Below are 15596 nucleotides of genomic sequence, written 5' to 3'. Positions count from 1 at the left end.
GCAGGGTGGACGTGCATGCCGTGCTGCGGGCATCACGCGACGGCCCGGGGACGTGACGAGGGCCCGCCCGGGGATCGCGATCCCCGGGCGGGCCCTCGTCGCGTGCGGCTCAGGCGGACTTGTCGCGGCGCTCGCGGGTGCTCTTGCGCTGCGGCGCCTCGCGCGGCACCAGCGTCGGGTTGACGTTCTTCAGGACGACCTCGCGGGTGACCACGACGCGGGCGATGTCGTCGCGGCTGGGGACGTCGAACATCACCGGCAGGAGGACCTCCTCGATGATGGCGCGCAGGCCGCGCGCGCCCGTGCCCCGCAGGATCGCCTGGTCGGCGACGGCCTCGAGGGCGTCGGGGGTGAACTCCAGCTCCACGCCGTCCAGCTCGAACATGCGCTGGTACTGCTTGGCCAGGGCGTTGCGCGGCTGGGTGAGGATCTGCACGAGCGCGTCGCGGTCGAGGTTCTCCACCGAGGTGATGACCGGCAGGCGGCCGATGAACTCGGGGATGAGCCCGAACTTCATGAGGTCCTCGGGCATGACCTCGCTGAACGTGGGCTCGGCGGAGGCGGCGGTGGAGCGCAGCTGCGCGCCGAAACCGAGGCCCTGCTTGCCGGCGCGGGACTCGATGATGCGGTCCAGGCCGGCGAACGCGCCGCCGACGATGAACAGCACGTTCGTGGTGTCGATCTGGATGAACTCCTGGTGCGGGTGCTTGCGCCCGCCCTGCGGCGGCACGCTGGCCGTCGTGCCCTCCAGGATCTTCAGCAGCGCCTGCTGCACGCCCTCGCCGGAGACGTCGCGGGTGATCGACGGGTTCTCCGACTTGCGGGCGATCTTGTCGACCTCGTCGATGTAGATGATGCCCGTCTCGGCCTTCTTGACGTCGTAGTCGGCGGCCTGGATGAGCTTGAGGAGGATGTTCTCGACGTCCTCGCCGACGTAGCCGGCCTCGGTCAGCGCGGTGGCGTCGGCGATCGCGAACGGGACGTTGAGCATCTTCGCCAGCGTCTGCGCGAGGTACGTCTTGCCGCAGCCGGTCGGGCCGATGAGCAGGATGTTCGACTTCGAGATCTCGACCGCGTCCTCGCGGCCCTTGGCGGCGGGCTCGCCCACCTGGATGCGCTTGTAGTGGTTGTAGACGGCCACGGCGAGCGACTTCTTCGCCGAGGACTGGCCGATGACGTACTGGTCGAGGAACTCGAAGATCTCGCGGGGCTTGGGCAGCTCCACCAGGCCCAGGTCGTTGGCCTCGGCGAGCTCCTCCTCGATGATCTCGTTGCACAGGTCGATGCACTCGTCGCAGATGTAGACCCCGGGGCCGGCGATGAGCTTCTTGACCTGCTTCTGGCTCTTCCCGCAGAACGAGCACTTGAGCAGGTCGCCACCGTCCCCGATGCGTGCCACCGACGCCGTCCTCTCCTCGTGCTGCCGTCCGGGCGGTGCGCCCGGCGCCCCGTCACCGGAGCGTCACGTCCCCTCCACGCTACCCGCCGGGGAGGCGTGCCTGGCCCATTAGACGCCCCGGGGGGAGCCGGTGCCAGGCCGGTCCCCCCGGGTACCGCCACCGGAGTGACGGATTGCTGCTATGTAGTGACGCTGTGTCGAGAGGTCAGCCCTTGCGGCTCTCGAGCACCCCGTCGATGAGGCCGTAGTCCACGGCCTCGCGGGCGGTGAGGAACTTGTCGCGCTCGATGTCCTCGCGGACCTGCTCGACGGGACGCTTCGAGTGCTTGGCCAGCGTCTCCTCCAGCCACTCGCGCATCCGCAGGATCTCCCGGGCCTGGATCTCCAGGTCGGAGGCCTGCCCGTAGTCCCCGCCGGCCATCGCCGGCTGGTGGATGAGGATGCGGGAGTTGGGCAGCGCGAACCGCTTGCCCGGGCTGCCCGCGGCCAGCAGCACCGCCGCGGCCGAGGCGGCCTGGCCCATGCAGTAGGTCTGGATCTGCGGGCGGATGTACATCATCGTGTCGTAGATCGCCGTCAGCGCCGTAAACGAGCCGCCCGGCGAGTTGATGTACATGACGATGTCGCGCTCGGGGTCCTGCGACTCCAGGACGATCAGCTGGGCGATGATGTCGTCCGCCGACGCGTCGTCCACCTGCACGCCGAGGAAGATGATCCGGTCCTCGAACAGCTTGGTGTACGGGTCCGAGCGCTTCATCCCGTAGGACGTGCGCTCCTCGAACTGCGGCAGCACGTAGCGCGCCGAGGGCGCGAGGGCGGGGTCGAACCGGCTGTACTGGTCCACGGGGGGGCCTCCTGCGGTGACGGGTCGCTCGGTCGGGCGCTGGAACGGGTCACGCACCGGTGCCACCCCCGCCGGTGACCTCGCTGGAGCGGCCGACGACGTGGTCGATGAGGCCGTAGTCGCGCGCCTCCTCCGCCGTGAACCAGCGGTCCCGGTCGGAGTCGGTCGTGATCTTGTCGTACGTCTGACCGCTGTGCTGGGCGATGAGCTCGGCCATCTGCCGCTTGGTCATGATGATCTGCTCGGCGAGGATCTTGATGTCGCTGGCCGAGCCGCCCAGACCGCCCAGCGGCTGGTGCATCATGATCTTCGCGTGCGGCAGCGCCGAGCGCTTGCCCGGGGCGCCGGCGCACAGCAGGAACTGCCCCATCGACGCCGCCAGGCCCGTGGCGATGGTCGCCACGTCCGGCTTGATGTACTGCATGGTGTCGTAGATCGACATCCCCGCGGAGACCGATCCGCCCGGGGAGTTGATGTACATGTAGATGTCCGCGTCCGGGTCCTCCGCGGCCAGCAGCAGCAGCTGCGCGCAGATGGCGTTGGCCATCTCGTCGCGGACCTCGGAACCCAGCCAGATGATCCGCTGCTGCAGCAGCCGCTGGTAGACGTTGTCGTCCAGGCCCATCCCGGGCTGGTTCGCCCGGGCCTGCTGCGGCGTCACCAGTCCCGGTGCGCTCACCAACTCGCTCACGATCCCTGGCCCTCTCCGGTGTCGACCACCCCCGAGGTCTCGGGGGCCGGCGGTGGAGCCGCCGATCTCGATCGACCCTAACGCGGGGCCCGGACGGGCCACTCCCGCACCACCGCCGTTTCGCTGTGGGCGCACCGCGACGGTGCGGGGCGCCCACAGCGGCGGGCCCGGGAGGGACCCGCGGGGGCTCAGGCCTTCTGCTCGCCCTCGGCGCCCTCGTCCGCGGCCTGCGCGGCGTCGGCGGCCTCCTGCACGTCGTCGCCGGTCGGGTCGACGGTCTCACCCTCCTCGGGCACCGGGCCCTCGGCGACGACGTCGCTCGTCACGGCGTCCGTGTCCGAGCCCTCGGCCTCGTCGTCCTGACCGCCCACGAGCTCCTCCAGGTCCACCACGGCGCCCGACGCGTCGGTCACGGTCGCCTTCTCCATCGCCACGGCCAGCGCCTTGCGGCGGCGGACCTCGGAGACCATCGCCGGGACCTGGCCGGCGCTGTCCATCGCCTGGATGAACTGCTGCGGCTGCATGCCGTACTGCTGGGCCTGGCCCACGAGGTACTCGATGAGCTCCTCCTGCTCCACGCCGACCTCCTCGCGGTCGGCGAGGGCGTCCAGCAGCAGCTGGCTCTTCAGGGCCTCCTGCGTGCTGGTGGTCACCTCGGCGCGGTGCTCGTCGTCCTGCAGGCGGTTCTCCTGCTCGAGGTGGCGGTGCACCTCGGCCTCGACCAGCGACTGCGGCACGGGCACCTCGACGAGCTCGAGCAGGCGGGCCAGGACCTTGTCGCGGGCCTGGATGCCCTGCTCGAACTTCTTGGACTGCTCCACCTGCCCGCGCAGGTCGGCGCGCAGCTCCTCCAGCGTGTCGAACTCGCTGGCCATCTGGGCGAAGTCGTCGTCGGCCTCGGGCAGCACGCGCTCCTTCACCGACTGCACGGTGACGGTGATCTGCGCGTCCTGGCCCTTGCGGTCACCACCGGCCAGCGGGGCGGTGAAGGTGGTCGACTCCCCCGCCGACAGGCCCGTCAGCGCCTCGTCGATGCCGATGATCATGTTGCCCTGGCCGACCTGGTACGAGATGCCGGAGACGGTCTCGATCTCCTCGCCGTCGATCTCGGCGCGCAGGTCGATCGAGACGAAGTCGCCGTCGCCGGCGGCGCGCTCGACGCCGGTCAGGGTGCCGAAGCGCTCGCGCAGCGCCGTCAGGCGCGCCTCGACGTCCTCGTCGGCGACCTGCAGGTCGTCCACGGAGACCTCGAGGTCCTCCAGCACCGGCAGCTCCAGCACCGGGCGCACGTCGACCTCGACGGAGAACTTCAGGTCCCCGCCGTCCTGCGGGTCGGGCACCTGGCCGACGTCGACCGTCGGCTGGCCCAGCGGACGGATGTCGGAGGACTCGACGGCCTGCTGGTAGAACTTCGGCAGGGCCTCGTTGACGGCCTCCTGGATCACGGCCGCGCGGCCGAAGCGCTGGTCGATGACGCGCGCGGGCACCTTGCCCCGGCGGAAGCCCGGCACCTGCACCTGACCCGCGATGGTCTTGTAGGCCGCGTCGAGGTCCGGCTTCAGCTCGTCGTAGCCGACCTCGACGGTCAGCTTCACCCGGGTCGGGTTGAGGGTCTCGACGTCGCTCTTCACAGCGGGGCTCTCCTGGGGTCTCTCCGCCTCGCGGAGGTCGTGGTCAGGCGTGCGGGCGCCGGGGGACGGCCCCGGCGCACCGCAGAAGCCTAGCCGTCCGCGCCGGGGACCCTTCACGGCGCAGCGGCCCGCAGCTCGCGGGTGCCGCGCCGTCCGTCGGGGTACCCGGATTCGAACCGGGGGCCTTCCGCTCCCAAAGCGGACGCGCTACCAAGCTGCGCCACACCCCGCGCGCGCCGGCGACCTCACCGGGGCACGGGCACGAGGCTACCCCCGGTGACCCGTTAGGCTGGGACCGGCGCACACGCTCCCGGGCCGCCCGGGCGCTGCGGTGCGCCGCGCGGGCGTAGCTCAATGGTAGAGCCCTAGTCTTCCAAACTAGCTACGCGGGTTCGATTCCCGTCGCCCGCTCCACGCCGCGCGGCCAGCCCACCTCGTCGTCGAGGTGGGCGGCCAGCGCGGCCAGCTGCGCGTGGTCCAGGTACGAGGGGTTGCTCCCCACCGGCACGCGCACCACCTCCGCCCGCGCCAGCGCGGGGTCGGCCAGCAGCAGCGAGCGGGGCACCGGGTCGCGCAGCACCCGCACCGCCACCCGCACGCGCAGCTGCGCGTCGGCCGCGCCCACGACCTCCCCCACCGCGCGCACCCCGGCGCGCGCGCCGCTGGCCCACAGCAGGCACGCGTCGCCCGCGCGCACGAGGTCCGCCCGGTAGGTGCGGTGCAGGCAGCGCTCCAGCGTCCCGGCCCCCGCGCCGCTGAGCAGCTCGACCGGGTCCGTGCGGGTCTTCAGGACCCAGCACGCCACGTCCGCGCGCTCCAGCCGCGCCGCTCGCCCCACCCGGGCAGGGGACCACGTCCGCGGCGCGGGCGCACCCGCCTGGCAAGCTCGCCGCGTGCCCGCACCGCAGCCGCCACCGCAGCCGACGCCGTCGTCCACGCTCCTGCCGGTGCCACCCGCGCCACCGGTCCGGGTCGTCCTGGCGCCCGACAAGTTCAAGGGTTCCCTCACGGCCACCGAGGTGGCCGCCCACCTCGAGGACGGGCTGCGGGCGGGGTTCGCCGCCGGCGGCGGGGCGCCCGGGGCGCTGCAGGTGGTGCGGCTGCCGGTGGCCGACGGCGGCGAGGGCACCGTGGACGCCGTCCTGGCCGAGGGCTGGCGGCCGCTGCGGGTGCGCGTCGCCGGTCCCACCGGCGAGCCCGTCGACGCCGTCGTCGCCCGCGAGCCCGGCGGCCCGGGCGCCGTCGTGGAGATGGCGCAGGCCTCCGGCCTGGACCGGCTGCCCGGCGGGGTGCGCGCGCCGCTGAACGCCGGCACCCGCGGCACCGGCGAGCTCGTGCGCGCGGCCCTGGACGACGGCGCGCGCCACCTCGTCCTCGCCGTGGGCGGCAGCGCCTCCACCGACGGCGGCGCCGGCCTGCTCGCCGCCCTGGGCGCCCGGCTGCTCGACGCGGACGGGCGCGACCTGCCCGGCGGCGGCGCGGCCCTGGCCCGCCTGGAGCACCTGGACCTGGCCGGGCTGGACCCGCGCCTGGCGGACACCGAGGTGGTGCTGGCCGCCGACGTGGACAACCCGCTGCTCGGCCCGCGTGGCGCCGCCGCGGTGTTCGGGCCGCAGAAGGGCGCCACCGGCGAGGACGTCGCCGCCCTGGACGCGGCGCTGGCCCGCTTCGCCGACGTCCTGGCCGCCGCCACCGGCACCGACGCGCGCGAGGAGCCCGGCGCGGGCGCCGCCGGCGGCACCGGCCTGGTGGCCCTGGGCCTGCTGGGCGCCCGGCGCCGACCCGGGGTGGAGGTCGTCCTCGACGTCGTCGGCTTCGCGCGGCGCTGCCGCGGCGCGCACCTCGTCGTCACGGGCGAGGGCAGCTTCGACCGGCAGAGCCTGGGCGGCAAGACCCCGGTCGGGGTCGCCGCCGCCGCCCGCGCGCTGGGCGTGCCGACGCTCGTGGTGTCGGGCCGGCGCGCGCTCGCGGAGGAGGAGTGGCGCGCCGCGGGGTTCCTCGACGCGCGGGCCCTCACCGACCGCGAGCCCGACCCGGCCCGCTGCGTCGCGGCCGCCGGGGCGCTGCTGCACGACCTGGCCGCCGACCTGGGCCGGGAGCTGGCCGCCGACCTCGCCGCCGCGCGGGGGTGACCCGGCGGGTCAGCCGGGCCGTTCAGCCGGGCCGGCCCGGTGAGGGCCGTTCAGCTGGGCCGACCCGGTGGGGGCCGGGCCGTTCAGCCGGGCTGGCAGCGCGGGCACCAGTAGAGGTTGCGCGCGGCCATCACGGCGTGGGCGACGGGGGTCCCGCACCGGCGGCAGGGCTCGCCGGTGCGGTGGTAGACGTAGAAGGAGTCCTCGCGACGCACGCGGCCCGAGCGGCGCGGGCGGTCCTCCACGCGCGTGGTGACGATCCGCCCGGCGCGCACCCCGGCGCGCATGAGCACCACGAGGTCGGCCCAGACGGCGTCCCACTCCGCGTCGGTGACGTCCCGGCCGGGGCGGTGGGGGTGGATCCCCTGCCGGAAGAGGACCTCGGCGCGGTAGATGTTGCCGACGCCCGCGACGACGTCCTGCTGCATGAGCAGCGCCCCGACCGCCGTCCGCGAGCGCGCCAGGCGCGCCCGGGCCGGGGACGGGTCGGTGCCGGGCACCAGCGGGTCCGGGCCCAGCCGCGCGCGCAGCGCCGCCTCGCCGGCGGGGTCCAGCACCTCGCACGCGGTCGGGCCGCGCAGGTCGGCCCACGCGCCGGGCACCACCAGCCGGGCGCGCACCGCGCCGCGGACCGGCTCCGGCTCGCCCCGGCCGAGGGTCCACCCGCCGTACAGGCCCAGGTGCACGTGCAGCACCCGCTGCCCGGCGAAGCGGGCGAACAGGTGCTTGCCGTGCGCGTGCACGTCCTCCAGGACCGTCCCGTCCAGCAGGGCGGCGCCGTCGGCGAAGCGGCCCTGCGGGCTGCTCACCGCGACCGGGCGGCCGGCCAGCAGCCCGGCGAGGTCCCGGGCGCCGCGGTGGACGGTGTGCCCCTCCGGCACGCGGGGCTCAGGCGGGCAGCGGCGGGAGCTCCCCCGTCGCGGCGTACTCGGTGAGCATCTCGATGCGCCGGCGGTGGCGGTCCTCGCCGGAGAACGGGGTGGCGACGAAGGCCTCGGCGATGGCGGCGGCCTCCTCGGCGGAGTGCATGCGCGCGCCGATGCCGACGACCTGGGCGTCGTTGTGCTCGCGCGCCAGGCGGGCAGTCTCGACGGACCACGCGAGGGCGGCGCGGATGCCCGGCACCGCGTTCGCGGCGATCTGCTCGCCGTTGCCGGAGCCGCCGAGGACGATGCCGAGGCTGCCCGGCTCGGCCGCGACGGCCGCGGCCGCGCGCAGCACGTACGGCGGGTAGTCGTCGGTGGCCTCGTAGACGGGGGCGCCGTGGTCCACGACGTCGTGGCCCAGGCCGCGGAGGTGCTCGACCAGGTGCTGCTTGAGCTCGAAGCCGGCGTGGTCGGTCCCGATGTGCACGCGCATGGCCCACAGCCTCCCAGACCGCCCCCTCCCCCGGCCGCTCGGGCCGGGGGAGGCCGCGGTCAGTCGAAGACGGGGCCCTGCGTGCGGGTGCGCTTGAGCTCGAAGAACCCGGGCGTGCCGGCGACCAGCAGGCAGCCGTCCCACAGCCGCCCGGCGTCCTCGCCCTTCGGCGCGGGCGTGACGACGGGACCGAAGAACGCCGTGCCCTCGAACGCGACGACGGGCGTGCCGACGTCCTCACCGACCCGGGTGATCCCCTCGGTGTGCGAGGCGCGCAACTCGGCGTCGTAGGTGTCGCTGCGCGCGGCGGCGGCCAGGTCGGCGGGCAGGCCCACCTCGGCCAGCGACGCGGCGACGACGTCGTCGAAGTCCTTGTTCCCGCCGGGGTGGATGCGGGTGCCCATGGCGGTGTAGAGCGGCAGGACGACCTCCTCGCCGTGCAGGAGGCGGGCGGCGGTGACCACGCGCACCGGGCCCCAGCCGCGGTCCATGAGGTCGCGGTACTCCTCCGGCAGGTCCCGGCCCTCGTTGAGCACGGACAGGCTCATGACGTGCCAGCGCACGCGCACGTCGCGCACGCGCTCCACCTCGAGCATCCAGCGGGACGTCATCCAGGCCCACGGGCAGAGCGGGTCGAACCAGAAGTCGGCGTGCGCGGTGCCGGCGGGCTGCTGGGCGTCGGTCTGCGGGGCGTCGGTCATGGCCCGCATCCTGCCCCCGCCCTCACCCGCCGTCGCGTCGGGACCGCGTGGCAGAGTGACCGGACCGCTGGACGAGGGACGGCCCGCCAGCGACCGGTGGACGGAAGGACGTGGACGTGCCCGGCGAGAACCTGACGCGCGAGGAGGCCCGCGCCCGCGCGGACCTCGTGCAGGTCGACGGCTACGAGGTGGAGCTGGACCTGACGACGGGGCCGGAGGTGTTCCGCTCGGTCACGACGGTGCGCTTCAGCGCCCGCGAGGGCGCCTCGACGTTCATCGACCTCATCAGCGCCGCGGTGCACGAGGTGGTGCTCAACGGGCGGTCCCTGGACCCCGCCGCGGTCAGCGACGGCGTGCGCGTGCAGCTGGACGGCCTGGCGGGGAGCAACGAGCTGCGCGTGGTGGCCGACTGCCGGTACATGAACACCGGTGAGGGACTGCACCGGTTCGTCGACCCCGTCGACGACGAGGTGTACCTGTACACGCAGTTCGAGGTCGCCGACTCCCGGCGCGTGTTCGCCGTCTTCGAGCAGCCGGACCTCAAGGCCGCGTTCACCTTCACCGTCACCGCGCCCGCGCACTGGCGCGTCATCTCGGGCGCGCCGGTCGCCGCGACCGAGGACGTCGCAGCGGGGAAGCGGTGGCGCTTCGAGCCCACCCCGCGGCTGTCCAGCTACGTCACCGCCGTCATCGCGGGCCCGTACGAGGGCTCGGAGGACTCCCTGGTCTCCTCCGACGGGCGCACGGTCCCCCTGGGCGTGTACTGCCGCCGCTCCCTGGTCGAGCACCTGGACGCCCACAACGTCGTCGCCGCCACGAAGGCGGGCTTCGAGTTCTACGAGCGCGAGTTCGACGCGCCCTACCCGTTCGCCAAGTACGACCAGGTGTTCGTCCCGGAGTTCAACGCCGGCGCCATGGAGAACGCCGGCGCGGTGACGTTCGTGGAGAGCTACGTCTTCCGCTCCAAGGTGCCGCGGGCCACCGTCGAGCGCCGCGTCGTCACCGTGCTGCACGAGCTGGCGCACATGTGGTTCGGCGACCTCGTGACGATGCGCTGGTGGAACGACCTGTGGCTCAACGAGTCGTTCGCGGAGTTCGCCAGCACCCTCGCGGCCGCCGAGGCCACCGAGTGGGAGGGCGCCTGGACGACCTTCAACTCCCTGGAGAAGTCCTGGGCCTACCGCCAGGACCAGCTGCCCACGACCCACCCGATCGTCGCCGAGATCAACGACCTCGAGGACGTCGAGGTGAACTTCGACGGCATCACGTACGCCAAGGGCGCCAGCGTCCTCAAGCAGCTCGTCGCCTACGTGGGCCGGGAGGAGTTCCTCGCCGGCGTGCGCGCGTACTTCCGCCGCCACGCGTGGGGCAACACCGAGCTGGTGGACCTGCTGCGCGAGCTGGAGGCCACCTCCGGGCGCGACCTGCAGGCGTGGTCGCGCCAGTGGCTGGAGACCGCCGGCGTGGCGACGCTGCGCCCGGAGGTCGAGGTCGGCGAGGACGGCACGATCACCGCGGCCGCGGTGCGCCAGGAAGCGCCGGCCGAGCACCCGCACCTGCGCGAGCACCGCCTGGCCATCGGCTGCTACGACCTGGTCGACGGCGTGCTGCGGCGCACCCACCGCGTCGAGCTGGACGTGGCGGGCGAGCTGACGCCCGTCCCGCAGCTGGTGGGCGCGCGCCGGCCGGACCTGCTGCTGGTCAACGACGACGACCTCGCCTACGCCAAGATCCGGCTGGACGAGCGCTCGGCGGCCACGGCCGCCCAGCACCTGGACGCCTTCGCCGACTCCCTGCCCCGCTCGCTGGTCGCCGCGGCGTGGTGGGACATGACCCGCGACGGGGAGGCCGCGGCCCGCGACTACGTCGACCTGCTGCTGGGCACCCTGCTGGGCGGGGACGGCGCGCGCCAGGACTCCACCGTCCTGCTGGTGCTGCTGCGGCAGCTGACGACGACCGTGGAGCTGTACACGGCGCCGCAGCACCGCGACGCGGTGCGCGCGCGCACCGCCGAGCGCCTGCTGGAGCTGCTGCGCGCGGCCGAGCCGGGCAGCGACACCCAGCTGCAGTTCGCCCGCGCCTTCGCCGCCGCGGCCCGCACCCCCGAGCACCTGGCCGTCGTGGGCGGGCTGCTGGACGGCTCCACCCCCCTGCCGGGCCTGGACGTCGACGCCGACATGCGCTGGGTCCTGCTGACCTCGCTCGTGGCGGGCGGCGCGGCCGGCGACGCGGAGGTCGACGCGGAGCTGGAGCGCGACGGCACGGCGACCGGGCAGCGCTCGGCCGCCGCGGCGCGCGCGGCCCGCCCGTCGCCGGAGGCCAAGCAGCAGGCGTGGACCCGCGTGGTGGACGAGGGTGGGCTGCCCAACGCGGTGGCGGCCTCGGTCATCGCCGGGTTCGGGCGGGTGCACGACGCGGAGCTGCTGCGCCCCTTCGTCGAGCCGTACTTCGCCTGCCTGCGCCGGGTGTGGGCCGAGCGCACCAACGAGATGGCCCAGCAGGTGGTCACCGGCCTGTACCCGGCGGTGCTGGCCGACCGGGCGCTGCTGGAGCGCACCGACGCCTGGCTGGAGCAGGAGCGGGACGCCCCGCCGGCGCTGCGCCGCCTGGTGCTGGAGAACCGCGACGGCGTGGCGCGCGCCCTGCGCGCCCAGGAGCGCGACGGCCGCTGACCCCCGCGAGCCCGGCCGCACCCGGACGTCACGGCGCCCGGTGGGACGCCCCGCCCCTCACAGCTGCACCGTGACGGGCGGGGCGTCCTTGCGCGGGCGGCCGCGGCGGCGCTTGTAGGCGACGGGGACGCCGTCGACGAACAGGTGCCCTCCCCACACCCCCGCGGGCTCGCGCCGCGCGAGGGCCCCGCGCAGGCACGCGGCCGCGCACGGGCAGGTCGCGCACAGCGCCTTGGCGCGCTCGAGCGGCTCGCCCTCCTCGGCGAAGAAGAGGTCGGCCGGTGCGGTGCGGCAGGGCACGGGTGCGCTGCCGCACGGTGTGGCCGGCGGCGGGGTCGTCCGCGGACGGGTGACGGGGCTCGGACCGGCCCGGTGCGGGCCGGCCTGGCGCGGGAGGGTCGGGGACGCGGTGGTCGAGAACACGCTCCGAGGCTGGCGGGGATCACCTGCACCCGGCCTGCAGCGCGGCGGCGCCCACCGGGCGCGCGTGCAAGGCGGTTGCAGGCGTCGGGCGGGAGGGTCGGGGCGACCGCCGACCCGAGGAGTCCCCGTGCCCGACCCCGCACCCGCGCCCGTGACGGCGCCCGACACGCCGACCGCTCCCTGGCTGCCGGCGTGGTTCCGCCACCCCACCCACCTGGACCTGCCCACCGGGCACCACCTGCGCCCGGTCCGCGAGCTCGACGTCGACCTCGACCTGGCCGCCGTGACGGGCTCCCGCGAGCGCCTGTGGTCCGTCTTCGGCCAGGTGTGGGGGTGGCCGCCGGCCGGTCTGACCCGCGAGCAGGACCGCGCCGACCTGGCCCGCCACGAGGCCGAGGCCGCGCGGCGGGAGGCGTTCGACTACGGCCTGTTCGACGACGAGGAGACCGAGCTCCTGGGCTGCGTGTACGTCGACCCGCCGGGGCGCGCGGGCGCCGACGCGGACGTGTGCTGGTGGGTGGTGGACCGCTTGGTGGGCTCCGACCTGGAGGCGGTGCTGGAGAGGGAGGTGCCCCGCTGGGTGCACCGCGACTGGCCGTTCACCGCGCCCCGCTTCGTCGGGCGCGACCTCACCTGGCAGCAGTGGCTGGCCCTGCCCCGGCTGCCGGGGCCGGCGTGAGGCCGGTGGTGGTGCCGGTGGTGGTGCCGGTGGTGGTGCCGGTGGTGGTGCCGGCGGCGTCGCGCACGGCCAGGCGCACGACCTCCTCCACCGGCAGGGCGCGCCCGCGGGCCTCGGCCTCGGCGGCGCGCTCGGGCCCCAGCAGCGCGTGCACGCGGGCGCGGGCCGCCGCCAGCTGCGCCTCGTCGCGCACGTAGAAGCCGTACACGTCCGCCCCGATCCGCTCGCGCGCGGCGCGGGCGGCACCCAGCAGCGCGGCGAGCCGCTCGGGGTCCGCCGCGGCGTCCGCACCTGCGCCCAGCACCGCGAGGGCGTCGAGGAAGTGCGACAGGTTCGCCAGGTCCCCCACCTGGGCGGACAGCGCGGTGCCCTCGTGCAGCGCGCGCTCGGCGGCGCGCGGGTCGTGGGGCGCCTCGGCCTGGGCGAGGTTGAAGAGGGCGATGAAGGTGGTCAGCCGGTCCCCGCGGGCGCGGGAGCGCCGCAGGCCCTCCTCGACGTGCGCGCGCGCCCGCTGCCCGTCCCCGGCGCCCGAGGCGGTCAGCGCGGTGCCGAGCCACACGTGGCCCAGCGACTCCAGCCACGGGCCGTCGGAGTCCGGCGGCAGCGCCGCCGCCAGCGGGAGCGCGTCGCGCAGCCGCTCCACCGCGAGGGCGGCCTCGCCGCGCGCGAGGGCGGTGATGCCCCGCCCGGCGGTGGCGTGGGCCAGGCCCGCCGCGTCGCCGGTGGCCGCGCTGAGCCGGTGCGCGCGGTCCCACACCTCCTCGGCCGCCGCGTGCTCCCCCTGGGCGAAGAGCATCGCGCCCAGGGCGAGGTCCACCCGCACGCGCACCGGCTCGGGCAGGTCCGGCAGCGCGGCGACGGCGGCGGCCGCGCGGCGGCCGGCGCTCAGGTGCCCGTGCATCCACCAGAACAGCCACAGCGCCCACACCAGGCGGCCGGCGGTCTCCCCGTCCCCGGCGGCCACGCGCCCGTCGACGGCGGCCAGCAGGTTGGCGTGCTCGCGCTCCACCCGCCGCAGGTGCTCCACCTGCTCCGGCCCCTGGTAGTGCGGGGCCGCCCGCTCCGCGAGCGCGAGGTGCGCCGCCGCGTGGGCGGCGGAGACCTCGGCGCGCTCGTCGTCGCCCAGCAGGCGCTGGGCGTGCTGGCGGGTCGGCTCCAGCACGGAGAAGCGCAGCCCCTCCGGCGTGCGCTCGACGCGCACGAGGGACTGCTCGACGAGCGTCTCCAGCACGGGCAGCACGCCGGGTCCCTCGACGGCCTCGAGCACCGGCAGCGTCCAGCCGCCGGTGAAGACGGCCAGGCGCCGGAACAGCCGCTGCGCGGGGGCGTCGAGCAGGCCGTAGCTCCAGTCGAGGGTGGCCTGCATCGTGCGCTGGCGGGCGGGCAGGTCGCGCCGGCCGCCGGACAGGGCCTCGTCGAGGCGGGTCAGCAGGTCGCGGGGGCTGAGCACGCGCAGGCGCGCGGCGGCCAGCTCGAGCGCGAGGGGGATGCCGGCCAGCGCGGTGCACACGTCGGCGACCACGCGCAGCGCGTCGGCCCCGTCCGGGTCCCCGGGGTCCAGGCTCAGCCCCGGGGCGACGTCGCGGGCCCGGTCGCGGAACAGCGCGACCGCCGCGGACGAGAGCACCTCGTGGGGGCCGGCACCGCTGTCCGGCAGGGCCAGCGGCTCGACGCGGTGCTCCACCTCCCCCGTCACGCGCAGCGGGGCGCGGCTGGTCACCAGGACGACCAGGTGCGGGCAGTCGCGCACCAGCTCGGCGACCTCGACCGCCGCGTCGAGCAGGTGCTCGAGGTTGTCCAGCACGAGCAGCAGGTGCAGCGGCCGCAGGTGCTCCACGAGCGCCTCGCGGGTGCCGGGTCCCTCGGTGGCCCCGGTGCCCAGCGCCCGTGACAGCGCCGGCAGCACGCCGGCGGCGTCGTCGAGGGTGGCCAGCGGCACGAGCACGGCGCCGTCGGGGAAGCGCCCGGAGTCCTCGGCCGCGCGGCGGGCCGCCTCCAGCGCCAGCCGCGTCTTGCCGACCCCGCCGGTGCCGGTGAGGGTCAGCAGGCGGGCGCCGTCGTCGACGAGGTGCCGCACCCGCACCAGGTCCTCGTCGCGGCCCAGCAGCGGCGTCGGCGGCGTGGGCAGCGCCGGGCGCCGGGCGCCGGGCTGCTGGACGGGCTGGAGGGGGCCGGCGGCGCGCGCGGGCACCGGTCCGGTCCCGGTCACCCGGGCGGCGGGGACGGTGGCGGGAGCGTCCAGGGACGGGTCCTGGCGCAGGACGAGCTCGTGCAGCCGCCGCAGGGCGGGCCCGGGGTCCACGCCCAGGGCGTCGGCCAGCAGGACGCGCCCCTCCTCCCAGGTGCGCAGGGCGTCGGCCTGCCGGTCGCTGCGGTAGAGGGCGAGCACCAGCGAGGCGCGCAGGCCCTCGCGGAACGGCTCGGCGTCGACCAGGGCGGGCAGCCGGTCGGCGAGGGCGCGGTGCCGGCCCAGGGCCAGGTCGAGCTCGGCGGCCAGCTCCTCGGCCTCCAGCCGCTGCTCGTGCAGGCGGGTGGCCTCCTGGCGGGCGAACCCGGCCGGGACGTCGGCGTAGGCCGGGCCGCGCCACAGGGCCAGGGCGCGCGCGACCTGCTCGCGGGCCGCCGCCGGGTCCGCGCCGGCGCGGGCCGCGGCGAGCAGCCGGCGGAACTCCTCGGCGTCCAGGCCGTCGTCGCCCAGCTCCAGCCGGTACCCGGGCGGGCGGGTGGTCAGGACCCGCCAGCCGTCGGCGGGGCGCTGCGGCTCCAGCCGGCGGCGCAGCCGGGAGACGTAGCTGTGCACGGTGGAGGACCCGGCGTCCAGGCCGCCGTCGGCCCACAGCCGGTCCGCGAGGACGTCGGCGGGCACGACGCGCCCGGCGTCGACGGCGAGGGCGGCCAGCAGGGTGCGCAGCGACGCGCCGAGCGGCACCGGCCCCGCGGGCGTGCGCACCTCGACCGGCCCCAGGACGTGGACCGCGACCCCCGACGTCACGGACGGCAGCGTAGGTCTCCCCGGCCCCGTCGCGGGCCCGACCGCTGCAAGCGCGTTGCAAGGACCGCCCGGC

The 15596-nt window shown here is 75.9% G+C and carries 13 protein-coding genes and 2 tRNA genes; 4 read left to right on the top strand and 11 right to left on the bottom strand.

What is annotated here, in order from left to right; all coding sequences use genetic code 11:
* Positions 1-109: 109 nt before the first annotated feature.
* From clpX to ACRYMY_RS05940, 5 genes are all read right to left on the bottom strand, one after another.
* Positions 110-1399 carry an ATP-dependent Clp protease ATP-binding subunit ClpX gene (gene clpX, locus ACRYMY_RS05960; RefSeq protein ID WP_432546343.1) on the bottom strand — a complete coding sequence of 430 codons (1290 nt, stop codon included), beginning with the start codon at positions 1397-1399 and terminating at the stop codon, positions 110-112.
* A gap of 205 nt (positions 1400-1604) precedes the next feature.
* On the bottom strand, positions 1605-2243 hold the full coding sequence (locus ACRYMY_RS05955; protein WP_432546342.1) for an ATP-dependent Clp protease proteolytic subunit: 639 nt from the start codon (positions 2241-2243) through the stop codon (positions 1605-1607).
* Positions 2244-2292: 49 nt separating this feature from the next.
* Positions 2293-2868 (bottom strand): ClpP family protease, encoded by a 576-nt coding sequence (locus tag ACRYMY_RS05950; protein ID WP_369053452.1) that lies wholly within the window; start codon positions 2866-2868, stop codon positions 2293-2295.
* A gap of 254 nt (positions 2869-3122) precedes the next feature.
* Positions 3123-4565, bottom strand: coding sequence for a trigger factor (gene tig, locus ACRYMY_RS05945; protein ID WP_432546341.1), 1443 nt, complete (start codon positions 4563-4565; stop codon positions 3123-3125).
* 156 nt (positions 4566-4721) lie between these two features.
* A tRNA-Pro gene (locus ACRYMY_RS05940) sits at positions 4722-4795 on the bottom strand.
* 110 nt (positions 4796-4905) lie between these two features.
* On the opposite strand from ACRYMY_RS05940, the gene ACRYMY_RS05935 reads away from it, so the two are divergent.
* Positions 4906-4979 (top strand) — tRNA-Gly (locus tag ACRYMY_RS05935).
* On the opposite strand, the gene ACRYMY_RS05930 is transcribed toward ACRYMY_RS05935, so the two are convergent.
* Positions 4948-5403: a hypothetical protein gene (locus tag ACRYMY_RS05930; protein ID WP_432546340.1), complete on the bottom strand. Its 456-nt coding sequence runs from the start codon at positions 5401-5403 to the stop codon at positions 4948-4950. The genes ACRYMY_RS05935 and ACRYMY_RS05930 overlap by 32 nt on opposite strands.
* Positions 5404-5506: 103 nt before the next feature.
* On the opposite strand from ACRYMY_RS05930, the gene ACRYMY_RS05925 reads away from it, so the two are divergent.
* Positions 5507-6697 (top strand): glycerate kinase, encoded by a 1191-nt coding sequence (locus tag ACRYMY_RS05925; RefSeq protein ID WP_432546349.1) that lies wholly within the window; start codon positions 5507-5509, stop codon positions 6695-6697.
* Between the two features lie 83 nt (positions 6698-6780).
* Here ACRYMY_RS05925 and ACRYMY_RS05920 read toward each other — a convergent pair whose 3' ends face one another.
* Genes ACRYMY_RS05920 through ACRYMY_RS05910 form a run of 3 tightly spaced genes read right to left on the bottom strand, consistent with a single transcriptional unit; the run spans position 6781 to position 8757 of the window.
* Positions 6781-7578, bottom strand: a complete 798-nt coding sequence (locus ACRYMY_RS05920) for an Fpg/Nei family DNA glycosylase (protein WP_432546339.1) — start codon at positions 7576-7578, stop codon at positions 6781-6783.
* A gap of 7 nt (positions 7579-7585) precedes the next feature.
* The gene (locus ACRYMY_RS05915; protein ID WP_432546338.1) at positions 7586-8056 is read right to left on the bottom strand and encodes a ribose-5-phosphate isomerase; all 471 of its coding nucleotides are present in this window, start codon (positions 8054-8056) and stop codon (positions 7586-7588) included.
* A gap of 59 nt (positions 8057-8115) precedes the next feature.
* A complete protein-coding gene (locus ACRYMY_RS05910; protein ID WP_432546337.1) occupies positions 8116-8757 on the bottom strand; it encodes a mycothiol-dependent nitroreductase Rv2466c family protein in 642 nt (213 codons plus the stop codon).
* A 116-nt stretch (positions 8758-8873) separates the two neighbouring features.
* Here ACRYMY_RS05910 and pepN point away from each other — a divergent pair, with 116 nt between their 5' ends.
* Complete coding sequence (gene pepN, locus ACRYMY_RS05905; RefSeq protein ID WP_432546336.1) at positions 8874-11429, top strand: aminopeptidase N; 2556 nt, start codon at positions 8874-8876, stop codon at positions 11427-11429.
* Positions 11430-11486: 57 nt separating this feature from the next.
* Here the strand turns inward: pepN and ACRYMY_RS05900 are convergent, their stop codons facing one another.
* Positions 11487-11729: a WhiB family transcriptional regulator gene (locus ACRYMY_RS05900; RefSeq protein ID WP_432546335.1), complete on the bottom strand. Its 243-nt coding sequence runs from the start codon at positions 11727-11729 to the stop codon at positions 11487-11489.
* Between the two features lie 250 nt (positions 11730-11979).
* On the opposite strand from ACRYMY_RS05900, the gene ACRYMY_RS05895 reads away from it, so the two are divergent.
* A complete protein-coding gene (locus tag ACRYMY_RS05895) occupies positions 11980-12531 on the top strand; it encodes a GNAT family N-acetyltransferase (RefSeq protein ID WP_432546334.1) in 552 nt (183 codons plus the stop codon).
* Here ACRYMY_RS05895 and ACRYMY_RS05890 read toward each other — a convergent pair.
* Positions 12482-15523, bottom strand: a complete 3042-nt coding sequence (locus ACRYMY_RS05890) for an AfsR/SARP family transcriptional regulator (RefSeq protein ID WP_432546333.1) — start codon at positions 15521-15523, stop codon at positions 12482-12484. The two genes, ACRYMY_RS05895 and ACRYMY_RS05890, sit on opposite strands and share 50 nt — an antisense overlap.
* Positions 15524-15596: the final 73 nt, after the last annotated feature.

This window comes from Kineococcus haloalkalitolerans (assembly GCF_050871905.1).
Lineage (GTDB): Bacteria > Actinomycetota > Actinomycetes > Actinomycetales > Kineococcaceae > Kineococcus.
This window is presented reverse-complemented; position numbering and strand designations above follow the sequence as displayed.

Coding starts and splice junctions, on each gene's coding strand:
- ACRYMY_RS05950 (WP_369053452.1), bottom strand. CDS start 2,868: ATGGGCCTGGACGACAACGTCTACCAGCGGCTGCTGCAGCAGCGGATC.
- ACRYMY_RS05915 (WP_432546338.1), bottom strand. CDS start 8,056: ATGCGCGTGCACATCGGGACCGACCACGCCGGCTTCGAGCTCAAGCAG.
- ACRYMY_RS05910 (WP_432546337.1), bottom strand. CDS start 8,757: ATGACCGACGCCCCGCAGACCGACGCCCAGCAGCCCGCCGGCACCGCG.